Genomic DNA, 14749 nt, shown 5'->3' on the forward strand with positions numbered 1-14749 from the left:
ATGGCGCTAGTGTACCGATAATGGGTCTGAAATGACATATATATTGTTTTTTGGCCTATCAATGACCCTAAATATCAAAGTGTGAACTTCATCACTCCTACCTTTCTCCACAAAGTCGTACAGATTTTCTGCATTCGACCATTTTTTTCACAATATTAATAAAACTTATACAAACTAGACACTCAAATCACCAAATAAAGAGAAAGCTCTCCATATTTATAGCGAATAGTTTTGTTACATTTACTGGCATCGAAATGATTATGAAAAAGTCCTCGCGTTTATGAAGGACATGGAGTGAACTATGAAACTGAATACTCTTTTAATGACAGCCACTCTAGCAACTGCTTCTATGTTCACTGTGTCTGCAAATGCAGATAGTACAACACGCGTTGCTGCAGCTAGTGCATTAGGTAGTGTTGCAGGTACTGCAATTGGTAAAAACATGGGCGGTAATACCGGCGCTACAATTGGTGCCGCTCTTGGTGGTGCTGGTGGTGCTGCGGTAGCAAGTAATAAACGCAACCGTACAGAATCTGCTATCGGCGGTGCTTTAGGTGGTGGTACAGGTTATACTGTTGGTAAAAGCATGGGCGGTACAAACGGTGGTTACATCGGCTCTGCACTAGGTGCTGCTGGTGGTGCTGCTCTAGGTAATAAAATCTCTAAAGATAAAGCTTACGACAAACACCAAGAACGTAAATACAAAAAACGTTACCGTCGTCGTCACTAATTTTAAATTAGTGAGTCCAAACTTATTGGATAGTGAAAAGAGCACCTTCGGGTGCTTTTTTTATGTATCGCCATTTTTCAAATGATAAGTACAACTTAATTTATTGCACTTCATACATATGCAGATTTGCCTTCTCTCTATCCATGTAATCAATCATGTAGAAATAAAGTGCAAAATTTACATTGCAGCAACGGAACACGTATTTTATTTCACATCACGCTCCAAATATTCGCTATGTGTTTTCATATATTGATATCAACAGATAAACATCATGCTTCGTAAGGAGTTTAAAAATGAAAATTAATAAAATTCTATTCAGTGCAGCAATTGCCGCTTCAGCACTTACTATGACTGCAACACATGCAGGTAATAGCACCAATACTGCATTAACATCTGCTTTAGGTGGTGTTGTTGGTGCAGCAATCGGTAACCAAGTTGGCGGCCAAACTGGCGCAATGATTGGTTCAGCAATTGGTGGCGGTGCAGGTGCAGCAGCATCGGCAAACAAACGTGACCGTAATGGTGCCATCATCGGTGGTGCACTTGGTGGCGCAGGTGGTTATACCGTAGGTAAAAACATGGGCGGCACAAACGGTGGTTATATCGGTGCTGCACTTGGTTCAGCTGGTGGTTCTGCACTAGGTAAAAAAGTGTCTGAAGACCGTCGCTATGATGACCGCTATAATGGTCGTTATGATGATCGCTATGACCGTCGTTATAACAACCGTGGCTATCGTACCAATAATTATAGCTACAACGACCGAGGCTACCGTGGAGACAATGGTCGTCACTTAGGTTGGTATAAAAACGGTAAACGTTAATCGATATATTTCAATGGAAAAAAATCAGCACCTTCGGGTGCTTTTTTTGTATATAAAAAAGTTTAGATATATCTAAAGTTGTCTTTTACACCGCCCCACAGCCATATCGAATTTATTCGATATACATTCAGCTTTTTATATCGTATTATTTCGATATAAAGATCTCTGAGAGAAAACATGCGTACTCTAGCCGATACAAAATTTTCAATACTTGAACTCGTACCTGTTCGAGATGATAAAACCATCGAATTTTCGCTCAAACATGCACTCCAGTTAGCGCAGAGAGCAGAAGAGCTTGGCTATGAACGTCTATGGTTAGCCGAACACCACAATATGGACGGCATCGCAAGTTCTGCAACTGCGGTTTTACTCGGTTATCTCTTAGCAAATACACAATCTATCAAGCTCGGTTCAGGTGGGATTATGTTGCCCAACCATGCGCCTTTAGTTGTCGCTGAACAATTTGGCACACTTGAAACGTTATATCCTGGACGTATTGAACTCGGTTTAGGTCGCGCACCAGGTACTGACCAAACCACCATGCGCGCACTACGCCGTGGCCGTCAGGAAACCGAAGATCAATTTCCACAAGATGTTCTTGAGATTTTACAATACTTCAAAGCACCTGAACCTCACCAGCGCATCATTGCCACACCGGGACAAAATACACATGTTCCCGTATGGCTGCTAGGTTCAAGTTTATTCAGTGCACAACTCGCTGCACGTTTAGGTCTACCCTATTCTTTTGCTTCTCATTTCGCACCACGCATGCTTGGACAAGCAATTCAGCTCTATCGTGAAAATTTCCAAGCATCCGAATATTTAGATCAACCTTATGTGTCTATGGGCGTACCAACGGTTGTCGCCGAAACAAATGAAGAAGCAGAATATCTGGCAACGAGTGCTTATCAACGAGTTTTAGGTTTAATGCGCGGTCAAAGTTTAAAACTCAAGGCTCCAGTCGACAGTATGCAAGGCTTATGGTCTGCTGCAGAAAAAATGTCTGTTGATAATTTCTACGCTATGGGACAAGTCGGTTCAAATGCAACCGTTCGAGCAGGTTTAGAAAACCTACTCACCAAATATGACGTTGATGAATTTATTTTCACCTGCGACATTTACGATACCGATAAGCGCATTGAAAATTTCGAACGTTTAATGCAAATCAAAAATGATCTAGCTTAAGACTCTAAGCTTAATGATTTAATCCAAGCGTTTGATCCGTCTAAAGCCAGAATTGCGATTACGTCTTTTGTGGCTCTTTTAGACGGATACAACCGAGAACAATGCTTTGGCTAACATTTACTAAAGCTACACTTAAAAACCATCATTGCCTCAACGAAATAATTGCTTTACTCATTTTTATTGCTGTATAAATATTAAACATAAGCAAAACAAAGAGAAAAATAAGCAGATGAGCCAATATATTAATAAACCCACACCCGCATTTATCGCAGCAAGTTGGTGTGCACTGATCTTAGGCGCTGTGGTGTTTTGCATAGGTTTATTCAATGCAAATATGATGTTGAATGAAAAGGCTTTTATCTCATTTTATTGCTTTATGGATTATTTTCATCGGTTTCACTACAAAAAATCATTCGTGACCGTTTAGAAGGAATGCATGTCACTGCAATCTACTTTGGACTGTGCTGGGCATCCGTCATTATTTGCCTCGTACTTCTTGCCATTGGTCTATGGAATGCTGAACTGGCATTAAGTGAAAAAGGTTTTTACATGATGGCTTTCCTAATGAGTCTGTTTGGTGCAGTTGCTGTACAAAAAAATATTCGTGATATGGACTATTTACGTACACATACCGACCAACCCGAACTTAAGCATTCAACCCCGAGTCAGCTTGACTATAACTCATCAGATGATGAACCACTTTAAAACTCACAAAATTTATAGATCTCAAAAGCTGCTCATGCAGGTCGCTCATTGTTTTATCGATCTGCTTGAGCGGTTAATGAACTACAACGCATAAAAAAATCAGTTCACTCCTAGAAATGTATAAATGACAAGGGCCAAGCAAATCAATTCTAGACAAATTGTATGACTCATCAGACTGAAAAAACGCTTTACCCCGACTGGCCCATCACAGAATATATTTCTATCTAAGACTCAACTAAAAAAAGAAAAGACAAGGAATAAATATGGCCAACAAGCAGGATGCAACCCACCATATTTTTAATAATCATCTAGAGGATTTTGAACACTTTCGTGGAACGATCATCGGTTCAGAACAGATCAAAGATTATGATTTTAAGAATCAAAAAATCGCAATTATTGGGATAGATCAGCATGTGGTCTCTGAACTACATCATCTATGTCAGGTTGCAGATAACATCATGGTCTATCAAATCAAACCGCAATTTGTCTTACCACGCACCGAACGTCTACTGAATAAATTAATCCAGCACCCACTGATTGCAAAAAATCGACGTTTATTTAGCAATCGTATTAAGAGTATTTTGGCGATTCGCTTTTTAGAAGATCAAGTGCCGAACCATTGGTTAAGACATTTACTCAGTCCAAATACCGCAATTCAGAACAAAACCTTCCTAAAATCGGATCATTATTATGCTGCATTACAGCAGCCCAACTGCATCTTAAATACTTGGCCAATTGCGAATATTCAGAATAATTCAATCACGGCTTTAGATGAGCATACGTTTGAGTGTGATGTCATTGTGCGCAGCGAACCTAACCAGCCTAAAGAAAAGTAATTACAATGAAATGATTTTCACATAACATTTACTAAAATTTATCTGATTGATCAAAAATCACAATACCAAAAGCCATCTCTGGCGGCTTTTGGTAGCTCCCCTACTATATTGGATACTTCAATTCGATAAGGCTAAAAATTCTTATAAACTCATAAATGAAAAATAGCTTTATCAGCTCTATTGCATAATTCATGCATCAGCATTACACCTGTAGATAGAGCGAGTTTATAGAGGTGTAACTTTGAAATAATTATGATCAATATAGCTATAAGAAGATTAGTCAAACCAATAATTTTTTCAGTGCTTATTTTTTTACACAGCTCTATTTACTCCTTAACTGTAAGTTGAAAAATTTATATTGATGCTTATGTTCAACCGATATTTACCTATATTGTTATCTATATTTAATAGGAAAATAACAGATTGAAATCCAGTTTAAATATCAATTTATATCGGAGTTTAGAGCCTGAATGTTATCAATTTGAATATTTTTCACTCACATCAATTAAATAAATGGTGACATTTCTTTATATTTAGCACCCAAAAGCAACTGTTTGATTATTTTTTATTCTATTTTCTGCCTATTTTTTTAGCATTTAAATCAGTATTTTTGAAAAATTGATTAAATATTAAACTATATCAGCTAAATCTTGTATTTACACAACTCATATCAAGTGGATTATTCAGGCTTAATTCATAGATAAAAATACAGCAAAACACGGATTTTTATAAAAGATTTGTGCTGTCAATTTGGCCATATTTTATAAATTTTTAGGCAAAGAAATTTATCGAATTGGTACACAAATGAATGCAAAAATTGCTTAAAATTTAAGTCTAAATATTGAGGAAAATTTTCATCAATATCTTAAATATTTATCATTCATTAAAAGTATGACAAACCAGAAATTAATACTATTTTTATATAATTTATACGGTAATTTATTATTATCAGAAGAGCCACCAAAGTGGCTCAATTTACACTTAACCAATGCGACGCTTCAGTCCGGTCATTTGTAAAACACGTGTAGAAATTTCTTCAATCGACATTTCTGACACGTTTAAGTATTTAATTCCTTCAGAAATATAAATACCTTCAATCGCACGTAGTTCCATTTGGCACTGACTAAAACTTGCATAACGACTATTGGCCTTACGCTCTGAACGAATTGCTACAAGGCGCTCTGCATCAATCATCAAGCCAAACAACTTATGTTTGTGCTCACGTAAAACTGCAGGTAAACGGTTGTCATCCAAATCTTCTTCTGTCAAAGGATAATTAGCTACACGAATACCAAATTGCAAAGAGAGATAGATTGAAGTTGGTGTTTTACCCGAACGTGATACTCCAATTAAAATCAAATCTGCTTTATCATAATGACGAGTACGTGCCCCATCATCGTTATCTAAAGCAAAATGCACCGCATCAATACGTGCTTTATAAGACTCAGAATCTGTAACTGCATGGGTTTGACCGACTAAAGTCGTAGGAGCTGTACCCAACTCGTCCGACAATTTACTAATAAGCCCTTCAAAAACATCAAGATTTATCGCATTTGCAGTATTAATAATGTCACGTACATACGGGTCTACAAGGGTATCAAACACCAAAGGCTTTTGACCGTCTTGCTGCGCTCTAAGATTGATCTCTGCAACCACATTTGTAGCTGCTTCTTCAGAGGTAATATATGGAATAATATGAATGTCAAAATCTACATGAGGGAACTGGGCTAACAGTGAGTGTCCAAGGGTTTCTGCGGTAATCGCGGTACCATCCGAAACAAAGAAAACACTACGCTGAATCTGTTTACCTTCTGACATTAAAATTCTCCTCCAAAATTTGTCTTAGTGCTATATAATCTTTATAGTAAACCATCTTACATGACTGTCACTTAGTAAATTTAGAATGCTAAGTAATTTGTTATAATTTCATGCCAAGATAGTGATTAATACTGCAAAAGTGGAGTAACAACTTTGGAAGCGCGCGTAATTGGTCTAGAAAAATTAGGGAAACACGACGTAGAACTCGTGGGTGGTAAAAACTCATCATTAGGTGAAATGATCAGCCATCTAGCAAATGCTGGTGTATCTGTTCCTGGTGGTTTTGCTACTACAGCTCAAGCATATCGTGAATTCCTCGAGCAAAGTGGCCTAAACGCTAAAATTAACGCTGAACTTGCTGCACTCAATGTTGACGATGTAAATGCACTTGCTGAAACTGGTGCAAAAATCCGTCAATGGATTGTAGACACTCCGCTTACAGCTGAACTTGAAACAGAAATTCGTGAGGCTTTCACAGCTCTTTCAAACGGCAACCCTGATATCGCGGTTGCCGTTCGCTCATCTGCAACAGCAGAAGACTTACCAGATGCTTCATTTGCTGGCCAACAAGAAACTTTCTTGAACATCCGTGGTATCGACAACGTCCTTATTGCGATTAAAGAAGTATTTGCTTCACTTTATAACGACCGCGCAATTTCTTACCGTGTACACCAAAACTTCGCACATGACGTCGTTGCGTTATCTGCAGGTGTTCAACGCATGGTTCGCTCTGAAACAGGTGCAGCTGGTGTAATGTTTACACTAGATACAGAATCTGGTTTCCGCGATGCAGTTTTCATCACAGCTTCTTATGGCTTGGGTGAAATGGTTGTACAAGGTGCTGTAAACCCTGACGAATTCTATGTATCTAAACCACTTTTAAATGCAGGCAAACACGCTGTATTACGTCGTAACCTTGGTTCTAAACACCAAAAAATGATTTATGGTGAAGAAGGTGCTGCAGGTAAGTCAGTGGTTGTTGTAGACGTTGAAAAAGCAGATCGTCAACAATTCGCTTTAAATGACCACGAACTTCAAGAACTTGCTAAACAAGCATTGATCATTGAAAACCACTATGGTTCAGCAATGGACATCGAATGGGCGAAAGATGGCGATGATGGTCAAATCTATATCGTTCAAGCACGTCCTGAAACTGTGAAGAGCCGCCAAAACGTGGGCACAATGGAACGCTACCTTCTTAAACAAAAAGGTAATGTGATTTGTGAAGGCCGTTCAATCGGTCAACGCATTGGTTCTGGTCGCGTTCGTATTGTGACTTCAATCAAAGAAATGGACAAAGTTCAAGACGGCGATGTACTTGTATCTGACATGACTGACCCAGATTGGGAACCAGTAATGAAACGTGCAGCTGCAATTGTCACTAACCGTGGTGGCCGTACTTGTCACGCTGCGATTATTGCACGTGAGCTTGGTGTTCCTGCAATCGTAGGTTGTGGTAATGCGACTGAAGTATTGACTGACGGTCAAGAAGTGACTGTTTCTTGTGCTGAAGGTGACACAGGCTTTATTTACGAAGGTGCTTTGGACTTTGAAATCCAACGTAATTCTATCGAATCTATGCCTAAACTTCCGTTCAAAATTATGATGAACGTAGGTAACCCTGACCGCGCATTTGACTTTGCTCAAATTCCTAACGAAGGTGTTGGTCTTGCTCGTCTTGAGTTCATCATCAACCGTATGATCGGCGTACATCCTAAAGCATTGCTTAATATTGACAGCCTACCACGTGAAACTCGTGCTGCTGTAATGTCACGTACTGCGGGTTATGCATCTCCTATCGAATTCTATGTTGAAAAACTAGTTGAAGGTATTTCTACACTTGCTGCAGCGTTTGCTGACAAACCAGTGATTGTTCGTATGTCTGACTTTAAGTCAAACGAATATGCAAACTTAATCGGTGGTAAGTTATACGAACCTGAAGAAGAAAACCCAATGCTTGGCTTCCGTGGTGCAAGCCGTTATGTGTCTGACAATTTCCGTGACTGCTTCGAACTTGAATGCCGCGCACTGAAAAAAGCACGTGACGAAATGGGCTTAACTAACATTCAAATCATGATTCCTTTCGTACGTACTGTTGCTGAAGCGAAACGTGTTATTGAATTGTTAGCGCTTAACGGTCTTAAACGTGGTGAAAACGGTCTTAAAGTGATCATGATGTGTGAACTTCCAACTAACGCATTATTGGCTGAACAGTTCCTTGAACACTTCGACGGTTTCTCTATTGGTTCAAACGACTTAACTCAATTAACACTCGGTCTAGACCGTGACTCTGGTATCGTTTCTCACCTATTTGATGAACGTGATCCAGCCGTTAAAGCACTTCTTTCTATGGCAATCCATGCTTGTCGTAAAGCTGGCAAATACGTAGGTATTTGTGGTCAAGGCCCTTCAGATCACCCTGACCTAGCTAAATGGTTAATGGAACAAGGCATTGAGTCTGTTTCGCTTAACCCAGACTCAGTATTAGACACTTGGTTCTTCCTTTCTGAAGAAAAAGCTCAACAAGCTTAATAAACTGTGTTAAAAAAAGACCCACATGTGGGTCTTTTTTTTTATTTATACTTTTACAGACGTTTTTTGAGATTTTAGTTTTATGCAGATTTACTTGGCACGAAATAACCAACAAGCTGGTCCCTATACCTTAGAACAACTTAACCAAATGCTCGCGAGCCAACAAGTGTTACTCACGGACTTGGTTTGGCACCAAGGTATGACCGAATGGAAAGCTTTGGGTGAACTCACTCAAGGTCAGTTGGTTTATATGCCTGCAGGTTATATAGCACCGACAGCATTCGAATCAAATCAAACTACAACTACGCCATCAAATACCTACACACAACCTCAGGCTGTACAATTGCAAACTAGCCTAGCCAGTATTCCTAAACGTGTTTTGGCTAAGATCGTTGATTTACTGCTTTGGATACCGGCAACTTTTATCTTAACGGCATTTTTTAATCCAAGTGAAAAGACACAATTTGCCAATCTAAATGAACAGTTTATGCAAGCTGTGATGACCCCAAATGCTGACCCTAATGTTTTACAAGCACTACAAACACAAATGGTTGAGATGTTTCCCAACCAAGCTTGGATTGCAATGTTTGCTTACCTCTTCATTATGCTTTTCATTCAAGCGTATTTGATTGCTAAATCTGGTCAAAGTATTGGTAAAAAAATCACCAAAATTAAAATCGTAGATGCCGAAACCAGCCAACCTGTCAACCTCATGCGTGGCTTCACTTTACGTAGTGTTTTATTTATTTTTCTGAACTTTTTATCGATGCCTTTAAGCGCAATCATTGATTCCGTTTTTATTTTCGGCAAAAAGCGTCAAACTTTGCATGACAAGTTAGCAAAAACCAAGGTAATAAACCAATAACTTTCACTTTTATTGAGGGATGAATTTCTCATCCCTTTTTTGTGCATTACATTGAAATTAAAATAAAATTCAGATAAAAAAAACACAATCCCGACCAACAAAATAGGGTTTTAATACAGTCATTTAAAGCATCTTTATGTATAGCTTAGTTTGCCGATATCAGGCATAATGCCCTACAACGTAGCGGTGTCACATCATTGTGAACTTTTTTTCATATCTGAAAAATCACAATCATGCGACACTTTATTCGCTATCCCAATTTTAAAAATTAGGGAATGGGACTCTTCACCGAGGTTGTAAAATGAGACAAACAATTTTAGCTGTATTGTCTTTATCTGCGATCGCTGCACTCTTAACTGGGTGTGGTGGTGATATGGTACTTCTAAACTCAAAAGGTCCAGTTGCTGAAGGTCAGTCAAACCTCATGCTTACTGCGATCTACCTAATGTTGTTGGTAGTTATTCCATCAGCACTTATGGCTCTTTGGTTTGGTTGGAAATATCGCGCGTCAAATAAAGATGCAGACTATGCACCTACATGGGCACACTCGACTGCAATTGAAGTTGTAGTTTGGGGTATTCCCGTAATTATTATCGCTATTTTAGCTTGGTTAACTTGGTGGGGTTCCCACAAGTATGACCCTTACCGTCCACTCGAGTCAGATAAAGCTCCTTTAACTGTTCAAGTTATTGCTGAACAATTTAAATGGATCTTCATCTACCCTGAACAAGGCATCGCGACTGTAAACGAGATCCGCTTCCCTGAGAAAACTCCTGTAAGCCTTCGTTTAACATCTAACTTCACAATGAACTCATTTTTCATTCCGGCGTTAGGTGGTCAGATTTATGCTATGGCAGGTATGCAAACTCACTTGAACTTATTAGCTGATGAAACTAGTCCTGCTGAAGGCTTCCGTGGTTTCTCTTCTAACTATTCAGGTTATGGCTTCTCACAAATGCGCTTCCGTGCACATGCTGTGACTGATGCTCAGTTTGCTGAATGGGTTTCTGCTGTTAAAGCTGGTAATGGTTCTTCAGTTAATCCTGAAGCGGTTCAAAAAACTGTTTTAGACCAAGCTGAATTTGCAACCTTACGTGACGGCAACCGTTCTAAACACCAGATCGAAGTTTTAGTTGCCAAAGCAACTACTCCTGAAGAGAAGGCTCTAGCTGAAGCAATGAAGCCTTACCCTACTAAGCCACACCCAGTGACTTACTATTCTTCAGTTGAACCTAAATTGTTCGAATCAGTGATTAACAAATACATGAGCAACTACCACGGTGCTGATCATACAGCTACTGTTGGACACGAAGCTGCTGCTTCTGAAGCTCATGCAGGCGTTGAACATGCGACTGTTGCAGGGGAATAAGACATGAGCTTATTAGGTAAGTTAGGACCAGATGCAATTCCACACGACCCAATCGTGTTGGTTACTGTTGCAATGATGATCCTTGGCGGTATCGCAATTGTTGCTGGTATCACCTACTTTAAAAAATGGGGCTACTTGTGGAACGAATGGTTCACATCTGTAGACCATAAAAAAATTGGTATCATGTATATCCTCGTGTCAATTGTCATGCTTGTGCGTGGTTTTGCCGATGCGATTATGATGCGTCTTCAACTGTTCCTTGCAAAAGGTGGCGGTGAAGGTTACTTACACCCAGAACACTATGACCAGATCTTTACTGCCCATGGCGTAATCATGATCTTCTTCGTAGCAATGGGTCTAGTTGTTGGTTTAATGAACGTTGCTGTACCACTTCAAATTGGTGCACGTGACGTAGCATTTCCATTATTAAACTCTCTTAGCTTCTGGTTATTCGCCGGCGCTGCGGGCTTGATGATGGCTTCTCTTGCAATTGGTGAATTCGCTGCAACAGGTTGGATGGCTTACCCTCCACTTTCTGGCATCGAATACTCTCCAGGCGTAGGTGTAGACTACTATATCTGGGCACTTCAGGTTTCTGGTCTAGGTACGCTTCTTACTGGTGTTAACTTCTTCGTTACCATCATCAAAATGCGTGCGCCTGGCATGAAACTTATGGACATGCCTATTTTCACTTGGACTGCATTAGTTACTGTAGTGCTTATCGTTGCAACTTTCCCAGTTTTGACTGCGACTATTGCAATGCTTTCACTTGACCGTTACTTCGGCTTCCACTTCTTTACAAATGACATGGGTGGTAGCCCAATGTTATATGTAAACTTGATTTGGACTTGGGGTCACCCAGAAGTTTACATCTTGGTATTACCTGCTTTTGGTATTTACTCAGAAGTTACTGCTGTGTTCTCACGCAAAGCGTTGTTCGGCTACAAATCTATGGTGTACGCAACTGTAGCAATTGGTGTTCTTTCACTGGTTGTTTGGGTTCACCACTTCTTTACAATGGGTGCTGGTGCCAACGTTAACGCGTTCTTCGGTATCATGACCATGATCATTGCGATCCCAACTGGTGTGAAAATCTTCTCTTGGTTATTCACCATGTACAAGGGCCGCATCACCTATACAACTCCAATGCTTTGGACACTTGGCTTCCTTGTGACTTTCGGTATTGGTGGTTTAACAGGCGTATTAATGGCAGTTCCACCAGCGGACTTCTTAGTACACAACTCTTTATTCCTTATCGCTCACTTCCATAACGTAATTATTGGTGGTGTAGTGTTCGCGATGTTCGCGGGTATCATTTTCTACTGGCCAAAAATGTTTGGTTGGAAATTGAATGAAACTTGGGGTAAAGCAGCGTTCTGGTTCTGGTTCTTCGGTTTCTACTTTGCATTCATGCCACTTTATATCCTTGGTTTCATGGGTATGACTCGTCGTTTGAATACATATGACAACCCTGAATGGGATCCGTACTTAGCGATCGCTTTATTTGGTTCTGTATTGGTTGCTATCGGTATCTTCTGTTTTGTTATGCAAATCGTTGTTGGTTTCCTTCAACGCAAAGACAACATGGACGTTACTGGCGATATCTGGGATGGTCGTACTCTTGAGTGGGCTACTTCATCTCCTTCACCATTCTATAACTTTGCTTATCTTCCAAAGATCAATGGTATTGATACTTTCTGGACTGACAAAGAAAATGGTGTTGCTTACGCTAAGCCAACTACATACGAAGACATCCATATGCCTACAAACCGTGCGGCAGGTTTCGTAATTGCAATGTTTATTACAGTTATGGGCTTCGCATTAATCTGGCATATCTGGTGGTTAGTCGTTGTAACTTTCATTGCTTCAATTATCAGCTTCATCGTTTCTTCTTTCACTAAGAAAGTGGACTACTATGTTCCAGCTGCAGAAGTTGAACGTATTGAAAATGAACGCTACGCGCTTCTTGAAAAACATTTGAAGAAGGACTAAGACAATGGCTGAAGTACTTCATCACGACAACCACGGACATGACGAACATCATCATCACGATGATACTGACATCACTGTCTTTGGTTTCTGGACTTACTTGATGAGTGACTTGGTTCTTTTCGGGACACTCTTCATCGCGTTCGCTGTATTAAGTAGCCACGTTCCAGTGGGTACGCCAAGTGCACATGAGCTGTTTGGTGAATCTTTAGGTTTCGTTTTAACTGAAACTTTCGCCCTTCTTATCTCTTCTGTAACTTTTGGTTTTGCTGTTCTTGCAGCATACAAGAAAAATGTTGGTCAAGTTTTAACTTGGTTAGCAGTTACTTGGGTATTTGGTGCAGCCTTCATTGGCATGGAACTTTATGAGTTCAATCATTTAGTTCATGCTGGTCATGGCCCAAGCACAAGTGCGTTCTTATCTGCGTTCTTTACTTTAGTTGGTACGCACGGTATTCACGTAACTTCTGGTTTGGTATGGATGCTTGTGTTGATGTTCCAAATCAAGAAATATGGTTTGACACTTCCAAACACTCGTCGTCTTGCTTGCCTAAGCTTGTTCTGGCACTTCCTTGACATCGTTTGGATCTGCGTATTCAGCGTTGTTTACTTGATGGGAGTTATCTAATGAGTCACGATCATAACTCTGCTGGTGCAGCTCACGGTAACGTTAAACAATATACAATCGGTTTTATCCTTTCTGTTCTACTTACCGTAATTCCATTCGGTATGGTAATGGCAGGTGGTTTTAGCCGTGGTCTATTGGTTGCCGTAATCGCGATTACTGCGGTTGCTCAGGTTCTTATTCAGTTAGTTTACTTCCTGCATATGAACTCTTCTTCAGAGCAACGCTGGAACGTGATTGCATTTGTTTATACAATCCTCACAATTGCTATCCTTTTAGTAGGTTCTGTGTGGATTATGAACTACCTTCACTTCAACATGATGATCTAAACTGGTCGTCATGCTGAAAAAGTATTTATTCCTGACTAAACCAGGAATTCTCTTTGGTAACTTTGTTACCGCTTTGGGTGGCTACTTTGTAGCTGCCCAAGGTTCTGTAGATTTCCTTCTGTTGCTTCTTACCCTCTTAGGCACCCTCTTTGTGGTCGCTTCTGGATGTGTTGTCAATAACGTTATTGACCAAGACATCGACTCAAAAATGCAACGCACACAAAATCGTGCGATGGTTAAAAAATCAATCTCGATTCCTGTTGCTTTAGTTTTTGCTTTAGTTTTAGGTGTAATTGGTTTTAGCATTTTATGGTTCTGGGTAAATGCTTACGCTTTTCTTTTTGCTGTTATTGGTTTTGTCGTATACGTTGGTTTTTACAGCTTATGGACAAAACGAACAACAATTCATCAAACCATTATCGGCAGTCTTTCTGGCGCAGCGCCACCTGTAATCGGGTATACGGCTGTTGCAAACCAGTTTGATTTAGGTGCATTGCTGATTTTTATTGGTTATGCATTTTGGCAAATGCCTCATTCTTGGGGAATTGCAGTTTACCGATTTGATGACTACAAAAATGCAGGTATTCCAATTTTACCTGTAGCACGTTCAATTCATCGAACCAAGGTTGAATCTTTGGTTTACGTGATTTTGTTCTGCATCACCATGAATGGTTTATTCTTTTTTGGTTATGCAAATTTGATTTATATGATTGTCCTAAATGCCTTAAGTCTGTATTGGATTTATTTAACCATTCAAGGATTCAAAGCTGAAGATGATCAAATTTGGGCAAAACAATATTTCATGTTTTCAGTCAAATTGATCACAGTGATTAGTTTAATTTTTAGTTTTACTTCCACTGCTCCTCTAAAGCCAATTGTATTTTTTTAAAAAAGATAGAGTTTTACTCTATCTTTTTTTATTTGTGAATAGCTTCAACCCCTAAG

General features: G+C 39.7%; 12 protein-coding genes and 1 pseudogene. 12 read left to right on the plus strand and 1 reads right to left on the minus strand.

The genetic code is table 11. The annotated features are described in order from the left end of the window. The first annotated feature begins 301 nt into the window (after positions 1 to 301). From FTT99_RS00480 to FTT99_RS00500, 5 genes and pseudogenes are all read left to right on the plus strand, one after another. Entirely contained in the window at positions 302 to 730 is a 429-nt protein-coding gene (locus FTT99_RS00480) for a glycine zipper domain-containing protein (RefSeq protein ID WP_078193959.1), read from the plus strand. A gap of 293 nt (positions 731 to 1023) precedes the next feature. Then, positions 1024 to 1551, plus strand: a complete 528-nt coding sequence (locus FTT99_RS00485; RefSeq protein WP_168377731.1) for a hypothetical protein — start codon at positions 1024 to 1026, stop codon at positions 1549 to 1551. A gap of 177 nt (positions 1552 to 1728) precedes the next feature. Then, entirely contained in the window at positions 1729 to 2736 is a 1008-nt protein-coding gene (locus FTT99_RS00490) for an LLM class flavin-dependent oxidoreductase (protein ID WP_180131802.1), read from the plus strand. 229 nt (positions 2737 to 2965) lie between these two features. Then, positions 2966 to 3441: pseudogene (yiaA, locus tag FTT99_RS00495) on the plus strand (inner membrane protein YiaA). Positions 3442 to 3704: 263 nt separating this feature from the next. Continuing rightward, positions 3705 to 4277 (plus strand): flavoprotein, encoded by a 573-nt coding sequence (locus tag FTT99_RS00500; protein WP_111884282.1) that lies wholly within the window; start codon positions 3705 to 3707, stop codon positions 4275 to 4277. Positions 4278 to 5258: 981 nt separating this feature from the next. On the opposite strand, the gene FTT99_RS00505 is transcribed toward FTT99_RS00500, so the two are convergent. Then, on the minus strand, positions 5259 to 6095 hold the full coding sequence (locus FTT99_RS00505) for a pyruvate, water dikinase regulatory protein (RefSeq protein WP_078193964.1): 837 nt from the start codon (positions 6093 to 6095) through the stop codon (positions 5259 to 5261). A gap of 153 nt (positions 6096 to 6248) precedes the next feature. Between FTT99_RS00505 and ppsA the strand changes: the two genes are divergently transcribed. From ppsA to cyoE, 7 genes are all read left to right on the plus strand, one after another. Further along, positions 6249 to 8627, plus strand: coding sequence for a phosphoenolpyruvate synthase (ppsA, locus tag FTT99_RS00510; RefSeq protein WP_111884281.1), 2379 nt, complete (start codon positions 6249 to 6251; stop codon positions 8625 to 8627). Positions 8628 to 8709: 82 nt separating this feature from the next. Continuing rightward, positions 8710 to 9492, plus strand: a complete 783-nt coding sequence (locus FTT99_RS00515; RefSeq protein WP_078193966.1) for an RDD family protein — start codon at positions 8710 to 8712, stop codon at positions 9490 to 9492. A 301-nt stretch (positions 9493 to 9793) separates the two neighbouring features. Beyond that, entirely contained in the window at positions 9794 to 10861 is a 1068-nt protein-coding gene (cyoA, locus tag FTT99_RS00520) for a ubiquinol oxidase subunit II (protein ID WP_078193967.1), read from the plus strand. A 3-nt stretch (positions 10862 to 10864) separates the two neighbouring features. Further along, entirely contained in the window at positions 10865 to 12853 is a 1989-nt protein-coding gene (gene cyoB / locus FTT99_RS00525) for a cytochrome o ubiquinol oxidase subunit I (protein WP_078193968.1), read from the plus strand. Positions 12854 to 12857: 4 nt separating this feature from the next. Then, complete coding sequence (gene cyoC / locus FTT99_RS00530; protein ID WP_180161151.1) at positions 12858 to 13478, plus strand: cytochrome o ubiquinol oxidase subunit III; 621 nt, start codon at positions 12858 to 12860, stop codon at positions 13476 to 13478. Further along, positions 13478 to 13804, plus strand: a complete 327-nt coding sequence (locus FTT99_RS00535) for a cytochrome o ubiquinol oxidase subunit IV (RefSeq protein ID WP_078188582.1) — start codon at positions 13478 to 13480, stop codon at positions 13802 to 13804. The genes cyoC and FTT99_RS00535 overlap by 1 nt, the downstream gene beginning before the upstream one ends. A gap of 10 nt (positions 13805 to 13814) precedes the next feature. Next, the gene (cyoE, locus tag FTT99_RS00540) at positions 13815 to 14693 is read left to right on the plus strand and encodes a heme o synthase (RefSeq protein WP_180084821.1); all 879 of its coding nucleotides are present in this window, start codon (positions 13815 to 13817) and stop codon (positions 14691 to 14693) included. The last annotated feature ends 56 nt before the right edge of the window (positions 14694 to 14749 follow it).

Origin of the sequence: Acinetobacter sp. YH12040, from assembly GCF_013420005.1 — a bacterium.
Classification (GTDB): domain Bacteria; phylum Pseudomonadota; class Gammaproteobacteria; order Pseudomonadales; family Moraxellaceae; genus Acinetobacter; species Acinetobacter amyesii.

What these genes read in the sequence shown, in the direction of transcription:
- cyoB (WP_078193968.1), top strand. Translation starts at nt 10,865, where the DNA reads ATGAGCTTATTAGGTAAGTTAGGACCAGATGCAATTCCACACGACCCA.
- cyoE (WP_180084821.1), top strand. Translation starts at nt 13,815, where the DNA reads ATGCTGAAAAAGTATTTATTCCTGACTAAACCAGGAATTCTCTTTGGT.
- FTT99_RS00535 (WP_078188582.1), top strand. Translation starts at nt 13,478, where the DNA reads ATGAGTCACGATCATAACTCTGCTGGTGCAGCTCACGGTAACGTTAAA.
- cyoA (WP_078193967.1), top strand. Translation starts at nt 9,794, where the DNA reads ATGAGACAAACAATTTTAGCTGTATTGTCTTTATCTGCGATCGCTGCA.
- FTT99_RS00515 (WP_078193966.1), top strand. Translation starts at nt 8,710, where the DNA reads ATGCAGATTTACTTGGCACGAAATAACCAACAAGCTGGTCCCTATACC.
- FTT99_RS00500 (WP_111884282.1), top strand. Translation starts at nt 3,705, where the DNA reads ATGGCCAACAAGCAGGATGCAACCCACCATATTTTTAATAATCATCTA.
- FTT99_RS00490 (WP_180131802.1), top strand. Translation starts at nt 1,729, where the DNA reads ATGCGTACTCTAGCCGATACAAAATTTTCAATACTTGAACTCGTACCT.
- FTT99_RS00480 (WP_078193959.1), top strand. Translation starts at nt 302, where the DNA reads ATGAAACTGAATACTCTTTTAATGACAGCCACTCTAGCAACTGCTTCT.
- FTT99_RS00505 (WP_078193964.1), bottom strand. Translation starts at nt 6,095, where the DNA reads ATGTCAGAAGGTAAACAGATTCAGCGTAGTGTTTTCTTTGTTTCGGAT.
- cyoC (WP_180161151.1), top strand. Translation starts at nt 12,858, where the DNA reads ATGGCTGAAGTACTTCATCACGACAACCACGGACATGACGAACATCAT.
- FTT99_RS00485 (WP_168377731.1), top strand. Translation starts at nt 1,024, where the DNA reads ATGAAAATTAATAAAATTCTATTCAGTGCAGCAATTGCCGCTTCAGCA.